General features: G+C 51.1%; 14 protein-coding genes. 1 reads left to right on the top strand and 13 read right to left on the bottom strand.

What is annotated here, in order from left to right; translation table 11 throughout:
• Nucleotides 1–73 precede the first annotated feature (73 nt).
• Nucleotides 74–1,084 carry a diguanylate cyclase gene (locus tag BMY09_RS02160; protein WP_091353292.1) on the top strand — a complete coding sequence of 337 codons (1,011 nt, stop codon included), beginning with the start codon at nucleotides 74–76 and terminating at the stop codon, nucleotides 1,082–1,084.
• Here BMY09_RS02160 and BMY09_RS02155 read toward each other — a convergent pair.
• The 13 genes from BMY09_RS02155 to BMY09_RS02095 form a co-directional block, all read right to left on the bottom strand.
• Nucleotides 1,073–2,071, bottom strand: coding sequence for a class I SAM-dependent rRNA methyltransferase (locus BMY09_RS02155; RefSeq protein ID WP_091353291.1), 999 nt, complete (start codon nucleotides 2,069–2,071; stop codon nucleotides 1,073–1,075). The two genes, BMY09_RS02160 and BMY09_RS02155, sit on opposite strands and share 12 nt — an antisense overlap.
• Nucleotides 2,071–2,637, bottom strand: coding sequence for an LON peptidase substrate-binding domain-containing protein (locus BMY09_RS02150; protein WP_091353288.1), 567 nt, complete (start codon nucleotides 2,635–2,637; stop codon nucleotides 2,071–2,073). The genes BMY09_RS02155 and BMY09_RS02150 overlap by 1 nt, the downstream gene beginning before the upstream one ends.
• Before the next feature lie 105 nt (nucleotides 2,638–2,742).
• Nucleotides 2,743–3,174 carry a DsrE family protein gene (locus BMY09_RS02145; protein WP_091353286.1) on the bottom strand — a complete coding sequence of 144 codons (432 nt, stop codon included), beginning with the start codon at nucleotides 3,172–3,174 and terminating at the stop codon, nucleotides 2,743–2,745.
• A 27-nt stretch (nucleotides 3,175–3,201) separates the two neighbouring features.
• Nucleotides 3,202–3,783: a rhodanese-like domain-containing protein gene (locus BMY09_RS02140; protein WP_091353936.1), complete on the bottom strand. Its 582-nt coding sequence runs from the start codon at nucleotides 3,781–3,783 to the stop codon at nucleotides 3,202–3,204.
• A 100-nt stretch (nucleotides 3,784–3,883) separates the two neighbouring features.
• A complete protein-coding gene (locus BMY09_RS02135; RefSeq protein WP_091353283.1) occupies nucleotides 3,884–5,086 on the bottom strand; it encodes an ISL3 family transposase in 1,203 nt (400 codons plus the stop codon).
• Nucleotides 5,087–5,231: 145 nt separating this feature from the next.
• Nucleotides 5,232–6,728, bottom strand: coding sequence for a malate dehydrogenase (quinone) (gene mqo, locus BMY09_RS02130; RefSeq protein WP_091353279.1), 1,497 nt, complete (start codon nucleotides 6,726–6,728; stop codon nucleotides 5,232–5,234).
• A 520-nt stretch (nucleotides 6,729–7,248) separates the two neighbouring features.
• Entirely contained in the window at nucleotides 7,249–8,916 is a 1,668-nt protein-coding gene (locus tag BMY09_RS02125; protein ID WP_091353277.1) for a methyl-accepting chemotaxis protein, read from the bottom strand.
• 194 nt (nucleotides 8,917–9,110) lie between these two features.
• A complete protein-coding gene (gene fabV / locus BMY09_RS02120) occupies nucleotides 9,111–10,304 on the bottom strand; it encodes an enoyl-ACP reductase FabV (RefSeq protein WP_091353275.1) in 1,194 nt (397 codons plus the stop codon).
• 273 nt (nucleotides 10,305–10,577) lie between these two features.
• The gene (locus tag BMY09_RS02115) at nucleotides 10,578–11,507 is read right to left on the bottom strand and encodes an electron transfer flavoprotein subunit alpha/FixB family protein (protein WP_091353273.1); all 930 of its coding nucleotides are present in this window, start codon (nucleotides 11,505–11,507) and stop codon (nucleotides 10,578–10,580) included.
• On the bottom strand, nucleotides 11,507–12,256 hold the full coding sequence (locus BMY09_RS02110) for an electron transfer flavoprotein subunit beta/FixA family protein (protein ID WP_091353271.1): 750 nt from the start codon (nucleotides 12,254–12,256) through the stop codon (nucleotides 11,507–11,509). Before BMY09_RS02110 ends, BMY09_RS02115 begins: the two co-directional genes overlap by 1 nt.
• Nucleotides 12,257–12,526: 270 nt before the next feature.
• Nucleotides 12,527–14,413 carry an AMP-binding protein gene (locus tag BMY09_RS02105; protein WP_091353269.1) on the bottom strand — a complete coding sequence of 629 codons (1,887 nt, stop codon included), beginning with the start codon at nucleotides 14,411–14,413 and terminating at the stop codon, nucleotides 12,527–12,529.
• Nucleotides 14,414–14,501: 88 nt separating this feature from the next.
• Nucleotides 14,502–15,392 carry a 3-hydroxyisobutyrate dehydrogenase gene (gene mmsB, locus BMY09_RS02100; RefSeq protein ID WP_091353267.1) on the bottom strand — a complete coding sequence of 297 codons (891 nt, stop codon included), beginning with the start codon at nucleotides 15,390–15,392 and terminating at the stop codon, nucleotides 14,502–14,504.
• A gap of 50 nt (nucleotides 15,393–15,442) precedes the next feature.
• On the bottom strand, nucleotides 15,443–16,540 hold the full coding sequence (locus BMY09_RS02095; RefSeq protein WP_091353265.1) for an enoyl-CoA hydratase/isomerase family protein: 1,098 nt from the start codon (nucleotides 16,538–16,540) through the stop codon (nucleotides 15,443–15,445).
• Nucleotides 16,541–16,548 lie beyond the last annotated feature (8 nt).

Below are 16,548 nucleotides of genomic sequence, written 5' to 3'. Positions count from 1 at the left end.
ATGCAGTTTTCTTCGTTGCTTTAACCTGGTGGAAAAACAATAGTAAAAGTAGAGAAACCGTGAGAAAGCCGTCATGTCAGTATTAGACGACCTGTTAGAGAAAATTGATCAGCAAGAATTTGTCCGCCTGTCTGCTGATATCCGCACGGTGTTCCATCAGCACCTGCGCTGGTTTAACTCCCTGAATCTTGCCCTGGTGTCACAGGAAACAGTTCTTAAAGAGGAGGACTATTGCTGCTGCTCCCATTCCCATTGCCAGTTTGGTCAGTGGATTAAGCGGATTCTTGATAATCCGAAATTCCATCATCCGTTTTTTCTTGATCTCGATATCCAGCACAAAAATTTTCATGCCGTTGCCAATCAGCTACTGACCGGCCTGCAATCGCAACAACCAGTCAACCTGCTGCTTTATAAAGCGCTGATAGAGGCGCAGGAAGCCTTTACACTTGAGGTTCTGACACTGTTTGAATTCAGCGTTGTCTCTACTAACCAGTTTGATACTGTCACCGGGTTAATGAATAGACGCAGCATCTACTCTGTACTCAACTACGAGAAAAACAGAATGTCTCGGGACAGCAGCCGCAGCTGCTGTATCGCCTTAGTTGATATCGATCACTTTAAACGGGTCAATGATCGGTACGGACACGATGCCGGCGATAGCGCTCTGTCTCAGGTTGCCGCAGTACTACTCTCATTTACCCGACAGAGTGATTCGCTGGCACGCTATGGCGGGGAGGAGTTTCTTTTTGTCTTACCCGATATTGAGATCGCCGAGGCGCAAACGGGGATTGAGCGGGTGAGACGTAAACTGGCTGATACCCCCATTGTGACAGCACAGGGAAATATTCAGATAACCGCCTCCTTCGGCATTACTCAGCTAAGCGCCCAATGCGACATCGAAAACTCCATCAAACGTGCCGATGAAGCCCTGTATCTGGCTAAAAACAGTGGCCGCAACTGCAGCGCCTACATTGATCTCGACAGCTTTTCAGCAGCTGACCGGGAAACAGCTAACGGACAGATCGATGATCATCTGCATCAGTTACTGGCCCGTTACAGCAAACGGGTAAATTCAGAGTTGTAACACCACCAGTTTCAGGGGAAATCTGCCATCCGGAGAGGGAAAGTCACTTTCCGGGGTTAACCGGGTAACCTGCTTTATGGGACAACCGGCTTTAACAGCACAACGCTGAACGATGTCCAGCCACTCGTCATAATCAACACTGGCAACATTATTGGCACACACCAGTTGACCGCCTGGTTTCGTTGCCAGCAATGCCGGTTTCAGCACACTGGGATAATCGCGGATCAGATCCACAGTACCAAATGTACTTTTCGCCCAGCGAGGCGGATCCAGAAATACCAGATCAAATTTTTCCTGCTGAATCCGTGGAAACGGTTTAGGTTTTCGCCCCCGCCCTACTCTCTGCTTAACCGGAATACCTGCCAGCTGTTTCGCAGCGGTAAAGAAGTCACTCTGAAAAAAATCGATCTGCTGATCGCTTAGGTTGTTAAGCCGGGCATTCTCCCGACCGATATCCAGCGAGCGGGTTGAGAAGTCCACATTCAATACGCGACTGGCTCCAGCCACAGCGGCAACCACGCCGACCCCGCAGGTATAAGAGAACAGATTTAAAACAGACTTCCCGGCAGCATTCTTCTGTATCCAGCGACGACCCACGCGCATATCGAGAAATAGCAGAGGGTCCTGGCCTTCGTGCTTTCCCTTTATCCGGTAGCTGATACCCAGTTCATGGGCAACCCCCTGCCAGTCATCAACACGAAAATCATCGCTGCGGCGCGAGTTCGCTGAGCTGCGGTCGTTGTACACCCGCTCAAGCGTGCAACCAAGAAAGCTTTCTACCGCACGGTGAATCTGTTCGCACTGTTCCTCTGTGACCGGCTCATGAAAGGTCTGAATCAGTAACTGCGGACCGTAGCGATCAACTGTCAGGCCGGGAATCCCCTCATTAATACCATGAAACAATCGATAGCAGTCGCTGTTTTCCGCATGCAGGGTTTCCAGTAGCGGACTACGACTCACCAGCGCCGTTTGAATCAGATCGAGCATCAGTATTCCTTGAGAAGAGTATAAATCGATTCCAGTCGTGCCACAGGATCATCGAGTTCCAGTAACCGCTGCTTGTCGGCGCCTGAAAAAGGCAGCATCGCTGCTAACTGGTAGCTGAAAGCATCAGCAGTTTCAGCACTCACCCGGGCCGGACTGAATGATAACAGAGGATGCTCTGCAAGATGAGCGATAATCTCCGACAACCTGATCGATTGCGGTGCTAAGTCGACCGGATCAGCGGAGCAAAGATACTCCACCTCCCCCAGCAACAGTCCGTCACTCTCTTTCTTTATTGCAGCAACCCGGACCCTCTGCTCTCCCTGCAACTCAATACCGATCATCTGGTTCGGCAGCGGCTGCCAATCGAGGATGCTCCCCGTTGTACCCGTAGTATAAAAATCGATATCCGGAGTGGAGGGATGTCGGGCCTGAAGAATAACCAGCGGTTCCTGACGGGCAAGACACTCTTTAACCATGCGACGATAACGCAGTTCAAAGATCTGTAGCGGCAATAAAGTTCCGGGAAACAGAACCACAGGCAGTGGAAATAATGGCAGGGTTTTCATCCTCTCAGTATAGAGAGTAAAACACCTGTCGACGATGCCTGGAGCAATAAAAAAGCGCACTGCAGAGTAGACAGTGCGCTTTGGCCATACGAGGCATCAGCCGATTCAGAAATTAAACACCCGGGTATCAGAGTCCATTAATGCGTCGGCCATCACCGGCGGTTTAGCGGCACCCACTCCGTCCAGTAAAGCCTCCATCCCAACACCTTTATTGGGCAGATAGAGCGCGCATACATCGACTTTAGCGCCACCTGAGATCAGCTTCTGCAGCAGTTGCTCTGGGGTAACATTCTTAGGCTTTAATGGCTCGGATTTATACTCTTTAAGGGCCATATCACCCGCACTATCACACAACAGCACACTGACTTTAGCGCCTTTTGCCTGCATCATGTTACCCAGCACCATCGCCATGCCCCGGGTTTGCTGTTCTGCACTGGTCAGGGTGATCAGCACTTTATCCACGGTTTCTGTTGCAGAAGCCATGATCGGAGCGACCAGAGTTGCGGCCAGTACCGCAGATATCACAATTTTTCTCATTTCGATCAAATCCTTAATTCCATTTATTTATTCGGCAGGGTGCCAGGCAACCGCAGGGTCGACCTTATAGCTCCAGGGAAGACCGGAATTACGCCAGCCATTAACCGCACGAACCCCTTTGGAATCCCCCTCTTTCAACGCCCCCCCTTCAAAGCCATTTACCACTGACCAGACATTGTTATATCCCTGGGCGGCAAGCAGATTAACGGCAGAAGCGCTACGGGAGCCGGAGCGGCACATCATAAAGATAGGCGTATCCTTGTTAGCACCGAGCTGATTAAGCTTGTCGGTCAACTGGGTGTTAAACGCAGGATTTTTTTCCATCGCCCAACTGCTTTTCTTATCGTTCCAGCCTTTTGGATTGGCAATCATCAGAGGCACATGAATACGGGTTGGGGTGGCAAAGCCGGTAAACATCACCTCAACCGGATCACGCACATCCACCAGAATCGCTGAACTATCCTTTTGCAGCACATCCCAGGTCTCAGAGGGCGTTGCATACAGATCAAGTGTGGTCTGCGCCGATGCTTTTTCAGGTTTTTCGGCAGCAACCGTTGTCAGTGCGATAATGCAGCTTAACAACCCGGCAGCCAGTATCGTTCCTTTCATAAATTTCTCCATTACAGTATGCCCCCATTGAAGCAACAGAATATATTAGATATCTCTAATAAATAAAACCCTAAAGTTAAATAGCGGCATAAAAAAAGGTTCATCGCACTTTACCGGGGAAGGCTGCCTTGATTTTGAGGAAGAAGTAAGCCTTGTCCCGGTAACCATATGCCATGCGCTTGATCACCTTAATCTTGTTGTTCACCCCTTCCAGCAGGCTGGTGTGCATCGGAAACTTTGCGCTGGCGAGGATGCCTCGCGTGTATCGTTTTAGATTATGGGCAAAGCGCTGTAATGGCTCCAAGCCGCTTTCTTTGGCATACCTTAACCACGCTATCCAGCGACACCCCGCCTCCCACACCGATGGCGCATACCAAACCTCTTTCAAGGCGTCTTTGAGCACGTAGACGGTCGCCAGTGACTGGTTCGCATCAAGGATCTCCTGCAACCGAACGCTTTGCTCTTCCTTCAGGTTTTCCTTATTTCTCAGCAACAACCAACGACTCTGCTTGATCACCTGTCGGGCGGGTTTGTCTGCCTTTAACGCATTGGCCTGGTCGACTCGTATGCGATCCATCACCTTGCGCCCATACAAGGCCACTACATGAAACAGATCGAACACAACTTCGGCTTGCGGACAGTGCTGGCTGACTTCAGAGTCAAAGGCGGTATTCATATCCATAGCAACCGCTTCAATCTGCTGGCAGCGCTCGCCCAGCTGCTCGAAGAATGGGCGGATAGCCTTTCGGCTATTACCTTCACCCACCCAGAGCACTCGAGTACGTTCGGCATCCATGATGACGGTGGCATATCGGTGCCCCTTATGAAGCGCAAATTCATCCATGACCAAGCGACGAACATCGCCCGGATCAAAGCCACCAACAGAGGCCTCCAAGCGCCGCTTATCAAGGGTTTTAATCGTATGCCAGTGCAGCCCTGTGAGTTGACTGATGTGACTGATCGGCAGTAGTGGCAGCAGCGTTTCAACCCAGGCGATCATCCGCAGTGTCAGCCTTGCGCCAGGCCGTAGCCAATCGATATGCTCGCTGACACGACCACAGTTAAGGCAATCAACACGCCGGACCAGCAGGTGCAGTTCGACACGCTTATCGAACAGGTCACGATCACGAATTTTGCGGATACGCCGATCATGAATAAGGGGGCTTGGCTGGTGACACCGGCTGCAACGGGGAGTCGTCTTCGGGCAAGGTTCCAGGTGAATAATCAGAGAATGGTCATCGAGCGAAGTGTAAGTGCTGGGTTGAAAACCTGGCCAGAAAGAGTCGAACAGAATAGTATGCATAGTGACAGCAGAGTTGAAGGCTTGGTGTGTTTGGCGACTACCAATTTACCTTCTTCTCTGTCTGTCCACCTCATTTTTCCCACGATACCGCGATGAACCTAAAAAAACCACTCCGAAGAGTGGTTTTGATTTTTAAAGACAGCGGTCAGGCCTGATAGTCGCGATCAAGGTTCAGCGTGGAGAGAGTCCGCTTACGCACTGACCGCAGTAATTGACCATCCTCTATCAATGACTGTCCGTATGAAGGCACCATCTGTTTCATCTTAGCCTGCCACTCTGGCGTGGCCAGCCGCTCAGGGAAACAGCGCTCAATCACATTGATCATTGTTGGCGTTGCCGTAGAAGCGCCGGGAGATGCCCCCAGCAGTGCAGCCAGTCGTTTATCTGCAGAGGAGATAACCTCTGTGCCAAACTCCAGCTTACCCTGACCTTTCTCATTCTTCTTAATGATCTGAACCCGCTGCCCCGCATAGGAGAGTTCCCAGTCTTCATCTTTCGCTTCCGGGTAAAAACGGCGCAGGGAGTCAACCCGGTCTGAGTGAGACTGCATCACCTCACTGATCAGATAACGGGTCAGGTCCATATTTTTGGCCCCCACCTGCATAATCGGTTTCAGGTTGTTAAGCCGCATACTCAACGGCATATCCAGCGCCGAGCCTTTCTTCAGGAACTTAGTGGTAAAGCCAGCGAAGGGACCAAACAGTAATGCGCGCTTGCCATCAATAATACGACTATCGAGATGGGGAACTGACATCGGAGGCGCACCGATCGGTGCCTGTCCATAGACCTTAGCCATATGCTGTTCAACGATCTCCGGCTTCTTGCACACCAACCACTGACCGCTGACAGGAAAACCGCCGTATCCATCTCCTTCGGGAATACCAGACATCTGTAGCAAGGGTAAAGCCCCACCACCGGCACCAAAAAAGAGGAACTTTGTGCGGATATGCTCTTTTTCGCCAGTATGACCATTTTTGAGCTCAACCCGCCAGTCACCATCGCTGTACTGAGACAGATCTTCAACAGAGTGACTCAGCTGCAGATCAAACCCTTCCTGCTGTTCCAGATACCTGACCATGTTGCGGGCTAAAGCACCAAAGTTAACATCGGAACCATACCGTACACGGGTCGCGGCAACCGGTTCTGTGATATCCCGGTTATTCATGATCAGTGGCATCCACTGACGCAGCACGTCCGGATCTTCGGAGTATTCCATCTCAGAAAACTGCGGTGTCGCACTCAGTATTTCAAACCGCCGACGCAGAAATGCCACATTCTCTTCACCCATCACAAAACTCTGATGCGGTACATTATTGATAAAGTTATGTGGCTCGGGAAGGTGTCCCTGCTCTACCAGATAGGACCAGAACTGCAAGCTGGTTTCAAACGCGGCGTTAATAGCAAATGCCTTGTCGGTATTGATACTGCCATCATCGTTTTGAGAGGTATAATTCAGTTCACAATAAGCTGCATGACCAGTACCCGCGTTATTCATTGCATCGGTACTTTCTTCAGCTACATGGTCTAACCGCTCAACCATGGTGATTGTCAAAGATGGATCCAGCTGCTTGAGCAGAACCCCCAGAGTGGTGCTCATCGCACCTGCACCAACCAGCAGCACATCAACAGATTTTGAGGTCATACTAACTTCGCCATTCAATTATAAATAATGGAGGCTAAGATGATTTCAGGGGCGGGCTTGTGGCCTGACAGTTATATATCAACACAAAAAATAAGGATATAACTCGTTGATAAGTCTGAAACTATCTTAGCTAGCCGTGATAGATACGTTGCTCGCTTCAATAACACCAGAACAACTCATATCTCAGGCAGAAACTGTGTCGCTGATTATACGCATTCCTAAGAAAAAATCTTGTGCATTGCAGTAAATTGTCATCATCCCTTAGGCTTATTGTCATCCTAAAGTGGTACAAACCTGGTTGATTTTCTACCCGGAAAGACAAAACAGGAAGAAATTCTAACCTGACCTCTATATAAGTATTTTTACTCTGTTTACTACGCCGCTGAAAGACAGGTTCAGTCACACTGCTGACAACAACGTTTTATTCATCTGCACTGACAACATAACTCTCTGCCCACAAAACTCAGCTCACAAAAAAGGGGCCGAAGCCCCTGAATGAAATAGCGAGAATTAAAACGACTTATGCGACTTTAAACCGGCCCACCAGTTTCTGCAGCTTACCTGCCTCCTGGGCCAGATCCTGTACCGCCTGATTATTCTCCCGGGCGATCTGTGAAGACATCTCCGAATGGCCAGCAATCTCGGTCACGGTCTGATTCAGGTTTTCACACACCTGGCTCTGCTCTTCTGCGGCCGTGGCGATCACCACAGACATCTCCTGAATCAGGTCCATATGTCCGGACACTTTTGACAGTTCTGACATCCCCTTCTCTGACTGGGTTACCGCCAGATCCGACTGTTTAAAACTGTGCTGCATCGTTTTGACGGCATCACTGGATGCCAACTTGAGCTTTTCGATACTCTCATGAACCTGCAAAGTGCTCGCCTGAGTGCGGGTTGCCAGCGTACGCACTTCATCGGCCACTACCGCAAAACCACGACCCTGCTCACCCGCCCGGGCCGCTTCGATCGCCGCATTCAGTGCTAACAGGTTGGTTTGTTCCGCTATCTCCTGGATGACGCCAACTACGGAGATAATATCCTGCACGTTATTCTCCAGCGTCGAAATAGCCTGGTTAGAGCCCGCGACATCATCTGCCAGTGTTTTCACCGCTCCGGTCAGTTCAACCACACTGCCTTCGGCCTGATTGAGGTTATCCCGGGACTCATTGGTGGAGTTTGCAGTTTCCGCAGTGTTATGGGCGATATCCTGAGCCGTGGCCGACATCTGTGACATCGCCGAAGCGGAGTGTTCAATCTGTACCTGCTGTTGGTGCAACAGATTGGAGACCTGCTCCATCTGTTTACTGATCGCTGAAGAGCGCTGAGTCACTCCGGCAGACAGTGCAATTACTTCGCCGACCATCTTCTGCAGGGTTTCAATAAACCGGTTAAAGCTCTGGGCCAGATCACCCAGCTCATGATCCCCATCAATTTTGAGGCGGGAGGTCAGATCCCCCTCTCCAGTGGACAACGATTTCATCGATTCATTAATACTGTACAGGGGGCGCATAATCGACGCTTTGACAACTGAACTGAAGATAACTGCCAGCACCACCAGAACGACGCTAGCCAGAGCAAAGTAGATCAACAGCGTATCAAGACTATTTAAGGACGCAGTATCAACGTCTGCCAGGATCGCTTTGACATCATCAAGATAAAAGCCCGCGCCTATCATCAGATTCCAGCGGTCCAGATAGAGAGCATATGAGAGTTTCGCTTCGGCTATATCCTGACCCGGTTTGGGGAAATAATAGGTTACAAAACCGCCCCCCTGCTTACCCGCTTTGACCAACTCTCGGATAATATATACGCCATTGGAGTCTTGCAGATCCCAGAAATTTTTACCAATCGACTTATCCATCTCCCCCATAAAGACCCGCTCACCTTTATCGGTATAGCCAAAAAAGTAGCCATTCTTACCATACTTAAGTGCCCGCAGAATCGGCAGAGCATCTTTCAACTCTCCCCCCGCATCATAGATATGCTTGATGGAGTTCAGTGCAACCTTATTCAGCGACTCCAACTCTGCACGTTTCATCTCTAACAGCTTGCTCTCTGTGACCTGAAGCTGTTCATGGCGCAACTCATTATTTTCAAAAACAGTCAATATCAGCAGAATAACCGCTAAGAGGATAACGGGGGCAGTCCCCATAATCGTAAGACGCTTGCTAATCGACACAGTCATCAGGATCACTCACTTTATAAATGGAATAACTCTATTACACACACAAACCCATCAGTTATCAAAGTTATGAGTCACCATTTCGTGTTCATCGTTGATTTGTCTCAACGTCAGAGTTTTCAGAAGCGAGTCGAAGACACACACACAAAAAAGCGGCCCAGTGCCGCTTTTCATTTCAGACAGATAACACTGGCCTGTCAGATATCGATGACATCAAATTCAACCAGTGGGCTGACATCCGCATCATAATCAACGCCCGCGACACCGAACCCAAACAGTTTCAGAAACTCATCCTTATACAGTTGATAGTCAGTCTTTTCAAACAGGTTCTCTGTGGTAATCGTCGGCCACAGCTCGCGACATTTCTGCTGAATATCATCCCGCAGTTCCCAGTCGTCCATGCGCATCCGGTTTTCATCGTCCATTTTGCCAGTATCACCGGCAATAGCGGTGTTGAACAGACGGAACACCTGTTCCATACAACCTTCATGAACCCCCTCTGCGCGCATAATCTTAAACACCATAGAAAGATACAAAGGCATCACAGGAATCGCAGAACTGGCCTGGGTGACAACTGATTTTAGCACCGCAACGTTGGCACTACCGCCCTTCTCTGACAGTTTACTGTTGAGCGCCGCCGCTGCGCGGTCCACATCTTTCTTCGCCTGCCCCAGAGCACCATCCCAGTAGATAGGCCAGGTAATATCGGTACCGATATAGCTGTAGGCGACGGTCTTACACCCTTCAGCAAGGACTCCGGCATCATCCAGCGCGTTGATCCACAGCTCCCAGTCCTGCCCGCCCATAACGGTGACGGTATCAGCTACTTCCTGCTCGGTGGCGGGTTCAACTTCAGCCTCGATAATCACATCTTTGTTTGTATCAATGGCGGTAGAACGATAAGTTTCGCCGATAGGCTTCAGGCAGGAACGGATGACCTCTCCGGTTTCCGGCAGCTTACGAACAGGAGAAGCCAGCGAGTAGACCACCAGATCGATCTGTCCCAGATCCTCTTTAATCAGATCAATAGTTTTCTGTTTAGCTTCATTGGAGAAAGCATCACCATTCAGGCTCTTGGCATAGAGACCCGCTTCATGGGCTTTCTGATCGAAAAAAGCCGCATTATACCAACCGGCTGTACCGGTCTTTCTGTCGCTGGCGGGCTTTTCAAAAAACACACCGATGGTGGCTGCACCACAACCAAATGCGGCGGAGATGCGTGACGACATACCGTAACCGCTGGAAGAACCGATCACCAGCACCCGCTTGGGTCCGTTTTTGATCGGTCCCTGCGCTTTGGTGTAATCGATCTGTTCCTGAATATTGCGCTCACAACCTGTGGGATGTGTTGTGGTACAGATAAAGCCACGAATCTTCGGTTTGATAATCATTATGGATCCACTTTACTTGTCATTCTCTCTGTCCGGCTCGCTTACCCGCCCCCAGCAGAGATTATTGATATCGTTCTTGAAATCGATGTCTGAAACAGCCGGTAAAGATACCCGATTTTAGTCTTCTAATACAGCTAAAGCGCTCTGAACAGCTATAAAAAAAGCCCGCTTTTACTGAAAAAAGCGAGCTCTTATCCTGTCAAAGGTGGCTTTACCACCCAACAGCGTCAACCACTACTTATCAACAACTAAGCAGATATCCAGGGAAAAAACCTACAGTTTGCCATCCAGCTCAGGCACCGCATCAAACAGATCAGCCACCAGACCATAATCCGCCACAGAGAAGATCGGAGCCTCTTCATCTTTGTTAATGGCAACAATAACTTTGGAGTCTTTCATCCCGGCCAGGTGCTGAATCGCCCCGGAGATACCAACCGCAATATACAGATCTGGCGCAACAATTTTACCGGTTTGACCCACCTGCATATCATTCGGCACAAAGCCGGCATCGACCGCTGCCCGGGAAGCCCCCACAGCCGCCCCCAGTTTATCCGCCAGAGACTCAAGCAGTGCAAAGTTCTCACCATTACCCATGCCCCGGCCACCGGAAACGATAACACTCGCTGCGGTCAGCTCCGGACGATCACTCTTAGCCATCTCTTCGCCGATAAAGGTTGAGATACCGGCGTCATGGACCGCGGTAACCGCCTCTATAACAGCTGAACCACCTTCAGCCGCAGCTGCATCAAAACCGGTGCCGCGGATAGTAATCACTTTGATTGCATCCAGGGATTTAACGGTAGCAATCGCATTGCCAGCATAGATAGGCCGGGCAAAGGTATCTTCGCTATCAACACGGATCACATCGGAAAGCTGAGCAACATCCAGCAAAGCGGCCACCCGTGGCATCAGGTTTTTACCCGCCGTGGTCGCCGGTGCGATAACATGGCTGTAATCAGTTCCCAGTTCAGCGACCAGCAGGCTGACATTTTCTGCCAGTTGATGCTCATAAGCCGCATTATCAGCCAGCAGTACTTTACTCACACCCGCCACTGCTGAAGCCGCATCAGCAACCGCCTGACATCCGGCTCCAGCCACCAGAATATGGACATCCCCACCGATCTGAGTGGCGGCTGTAACCGCGTTAAGGGTTGCACCTTTAAGTGATTGGTTATCGTGTTCAGCAATAATCAGAATAGCCATCAGATCACCTTCGCTTCATTCTTCAGTTTGTCCACCAGCTCCTCCACGGAGGCAACCTTAATACCCGCCTGACGCTGTGCAGGTGGCTCAACTTTCAACAGCTGAGTATGTGCTTTAACCGCCACGCCCAGATCCTCCGGGGTTTTGGTTTCCAACGGTTTGCGCTTGGCTTTCATGATATTGGGCAGAGAAGCATAGCGGGGCTCATTCAGACGAAGATCGGTGGTAACAATCGCCGGCATAGTCAGTTCAACCGTTTGCAGACCACCATCTACTTCACGGGTGACCTGAACCTTATCACCGGACACTTTAACTTCAGATGCAAAGGTACCCTGAGGCATCCCCGTCAGAGCAGCCAGCATCTGACCGGTCTGGTTGTTATCAGTGTCGATCGCCTGCTTACCCATGATCACCAGCCCTGGCTGCTCCTCCCCGATCACCTTAGCCAGCAGTTTGGCGACTGTCAGAGATTCCAGGTTTTCATCGGACTGCACCAGAATCCCCCGATCAGCGCCCAGCGCCAGAGCGGTACGGAGCTGCTCCTGTGCAGCCTGGGGTCCCAGAGAGACCACTACAACTTCAGATGCGACACCCGCTTCCTTCAGACGTACGGCTTCCTCTACAGCGATCTCACAAAAGGGATTCATCGCCATTTTCACATTATTCAGATCAACGTCACTGTTATCCGACTTAACGCGTACTTTTACGTTGTAGTCGATAACACGTTTGACAGTTACCAGCACTTTCATCTGTCTACCGCCTTTGCATGTCTATTATCAATAAAGTTTCTTCTACCCAGAAAAAACATGGGCTTGCTTTCATTCTACAGCGAGACCGTTATTACACAACAACCCTAAAAGGGGAGGATCCCGTTGCTCGTTATTGCCCAGCACAAAACCTATGCAACAACTTTCTTACAAAGTTCATCACTCAAATTCAGACCTTCACTTAAATGAAGGCTTTTATCGAGCAACGGACAAGTCTCGCCTTTTGTGACGTCGAGCTACGAGCAACGGCTCTTACCTCATCCCCGCGCGATCCATCATCTCAGTAATCTCTGCCAGAATACTCTCATCATCAATGGTAGACGGCATCTTATACTCATCACTGGCTGCTATCTTGCGCAGAATGGCACGCAAAATCTTGCCGGAACGGGTTTTCGGCAGACGTTGTACCACAACAGCCCGGCGGAAGCAGGCCAGCGCCCCCACCTGATCACGCACCATCTGCACCAGTTCAGTTTCCAGCTGTGACTCATCCATTTCCACACCCGCCTTCAGCACAATCAGCCCGGCGGGAACCTGGCCTTTGAGGGTGTCGTTGACACCGATCACCGCACACTCGGCCACTGCAGGATGGGACGAGACCACCTCTTCCATCTCACCCGTTGACAAGCGATGACCGGAGACATTGATCACATCATCGGTGCGCCCGGTGATGTAAACGTAGCCATCTTCATCTTTGAAGCCACCATCGCCGGTGTGGTAATAGCCCGGAAAAGCGGTGAGATAGGAATCCGTAAACCGCTGCGGTTGATTCCAGATATCCCAGGCAACCCCCGGCGGCATCGGTAGGGTGACCACAATATTACCGGTTTCATTCGGCTCAACCAGCTGTCCCTCGCCATCAACCACCTGAATATCATAACCGGGAATCGGTTTATTGGTTGATCCCAGCCGGGCCGCTGAGGGGTTATCCCAGCCCATCATTGGCGCAGTCATGGGCCAGCCGGTTTCGGTCTGCCACCAGTGATCGATCACCGGCACCTGCAACAGCCCATCAAGCCACTGATAGGTGGAGGAATCGAGCTTTTCACCGGCAACAAACACCCAGTTAAGGCTGGAAAGGTCATACTTCTGCGCCAGCTCACCTTCAGGATCTTCCTTGCGAATCGCCCGGAATGCGGTCGGTGCACAGAACATGGAATTCACCCGATACTCATCGATCACCCGCCAGAAAGTTCCGGCGTCAGGGGTTTTGATCGGTTTACCTTCAAAGAAGATCGCACTGCAGCCGCCCATCAGCGGGCCATAAACAATAAAGGAGTGTCCCACTACCCAGCCAATATCCGAGGCTCCCCACCAGACATCACCGGGGTTCATGCCATAGACATTATGCAGCGCATAGTTAAGCGCCACGGCGTGGCCTCCGTTATCCCGCACGATCCCTTTCGGCGCCCCAGTGGTGCCTGAGGTATAGAGAATATAGAGCGGGTCGCTGCCTTTCACGGGCACACAATCGGCAGGCTCAACGCCTTCCTGACACCCATACCAGTCCAGGTCACGTTCCGGATTCATCTCTGCCGGCAACATCGGCCGCTGACAGACAATCGTATAGGCGGGCTGATGAGTTGCCAGATCAATCGCTTTATCGACCAGGGGTTTATAGGCAATTTTCTTATCAAACTCGATACCGCAGGATGCAGTCAGAATCAGTTTGGGTTTCGCATCATCGATGCGGATCGCCATCTCATTGGCGGCAAAACCACCAAACACCACCGAATGCACCGCGCCTAAACGGGCACAGGCAAGCATCGCCACAGCCGCCTCGGGGATCATCGGCATATAGATCACCACGGTATCGCCTTTCTCCACACCCAGCTTTTTCAGGGTTCCGGCAAACAGCGCCACTTTCTGATGCAGTTCGCGGTAGGTGATCTGTTGTTTACTGCTGGTCGCAGGGGAATCGTAATAGAGGGCAACCTGATCGCCGCGGGTTTGCAGATGCTGATCCAGTGCCAGATAGCAGCTGTTGAGCTCACCATCGGGATACCAGCAGAAAGTGCCGTTGGCGGTTTTTTGGAGGATCGTTTCAGGTTGTTTAAACCAGTTGATCCGTTTAGCCTGCTCAGCCCAGTATGCTTCGGGATTCTGCTGTGCAGCCCGGTATTCGTCGTTGTAACCCATGACCTACTCCGGTTTTGTTTTTATAGAGGGAGTCTGCCGGCTGGCATTACCGGCAGTATGTGGTTGCTGATGTCAAATCATAAGAAAATCAGCTGTCCTGATAGAGCTTCAGGATGCTGGAGAAATCCAGACCGCCGTTGCCTTTGGACTTATGCAGCGAGAACAGTGAGCGCGCCGCTGATCCCATCGGCACCGGCGAATTACTCTGCTGACTCAGCTCCATCGCCAGCCCCAGATCCTTAAACATCAGATCGACCTGAAAACCGCCCTGATAATTGTTTGAAGAAGGCACCCCTTCCATCACCCCCGGTACCGGGTTATACACCTGCAGCGCCCAGTTATTGCCGGAACTCTGCTTCATAATTTCAGAGAGCACCGCCGGATCGAGGCCATTTTTCATCCCCATGTTCAGCGCTTCACTGGTACCCGCCATCAAAATCGACAGCATCATATTGTTGCACGCTTTGGCGATCTGGCCTGCACCGCTCTGACCGGCATGGAAAATATTCTTACCCATACACTCCAGAACCGGTTTTGCTTTAGCAAACTGCTCATCGGTGGCACCGACCATAAACGCCAGGGTTCCGGCGATAGCGCCACCGACACCACCGGATACCGGTGCATCGATAAAGCTCAGTCCCCGTTCGGCGGCCGCCGCCGAAACCCGTTGAGCCGTGGCGGCATCAATGGTAGAGGAATCAATAATCAACGCATTGTCAGAGACCACATCCAGCAGCGGAGCCTCCCCTGTCAGATATAACCCCTGCACATGCACTCCGGCAGGCAGCATGGAGATCACAAAATCAGCACCGGTAGCCGCCTCAACCGCAGAAACCACAGCGGTGCCGCCCTCTGATACGACATGCTCTACTGCTGTCTGAGACAGGTCAAACGCCTTTACTTCATGACCTGCTTTCAGCAGGTTGATCGCCATGGGTCCGCCCATGTTGCCCAGACCGATAAATCCGATAGTTGCCATAACACTTTGCCTCTTTTAATTCTTATTAACGTTCTTGTTAAACGGCTAAATTAGAGTGACGCCAGTGGGTTAACCTCCCACGGGGATTCGAAGAACTGATCGACAAATGCCGGATCAACTTCCCCGACTGTCTTATAAATCCATTGCGGAGCACCATCTTTATCCACTAATAGTGCCCGTACACCTTCGGGAAACTCCCGCTGCTTACAGCACTGTACCGACAGAATCATTTCACTTTCAAACACCTGTTTCAGTGACATATGCTTAGTCACTTCCATCTGCTGCCTGATGATATGAATCGCCAGTGGACTACCATGACTGATCGCTTTCTGTGCCCGATTGATCCACTTGTCATCGCTGTCGACGGCCAATAAACCTTCAACCAGCTCCGGCAGAGAGTCTTTGTCGGTAATCTGCTGAATAAACGAGTAGTGATTCTGCACCGGTGAGTCCGCATTAAACGCCGCCTGAGACTGCTGCTCCAGGTCGCGCAGCACCCGATTGGTGGCAGCATGGGCACAACCCTCCCAGCTTTCAGCCTGTAGTCCATCCAGCATCTGGCTACGCAGCTCTGCGGCGATAAACCGATCCGCCAGCCCCAGGAACAAGGCATCTGCGGCATTCATCGGGTTGCCGGTGAGGCCCAGAAACAGACCGGTACGACCCGGCATATGGTTCAAAAACCAACTACCACCAACATCAGGATAAAGGCCGATAGTCACTTCAGGCATCGCCATATGAGTTTTCTCGGTGACGATACGGTGGCTACAGCCGTTCATCAGCCCCATACCACCGCCCATCACAATGCCATGACCCCAACAGATAATCGGCTTGGGATAGGTGTGAATGGTGTAATCGAGAATATATTCCCGGGTAAAAAAATCGGTTGGAAACTGCGGATCACCATCACCGGTCATCGACTTGTACAGGTTGACCACATCACCTCCGGCGCAGAAGGCTTTCTCTCCGGCGCTATCGAGGAGCACAGCAACCACGGCATCATCGGTTTTCCATTGATCCAGTTTTGGCTGAATCAGATCGATCATCTCCAGCGTCAGCGCATTCAGACTCCGTTCTGCGTTCAGCTGGATCTCAACAATTTTTTTGCCGTCGCGGGTCGGGTATTCATTAAACAGTACACAGCTCATCAATTCTC

This window comes from Amphritea atlantica (assembly GCF_900111095.1).
Taxonomy (GTDB): domain Bacteria; phylum Pseudomonadota; class Gammaproteobacteria; order Pseudomonadales; family Balneatricaceae; genus Amphritea; species Amphritea atlantica.
The sequence above is the reverse complement of the archived record's forward strand: the minus strand, read 5'-3'. Positions and strand labels throughout refer to the sequence as shown.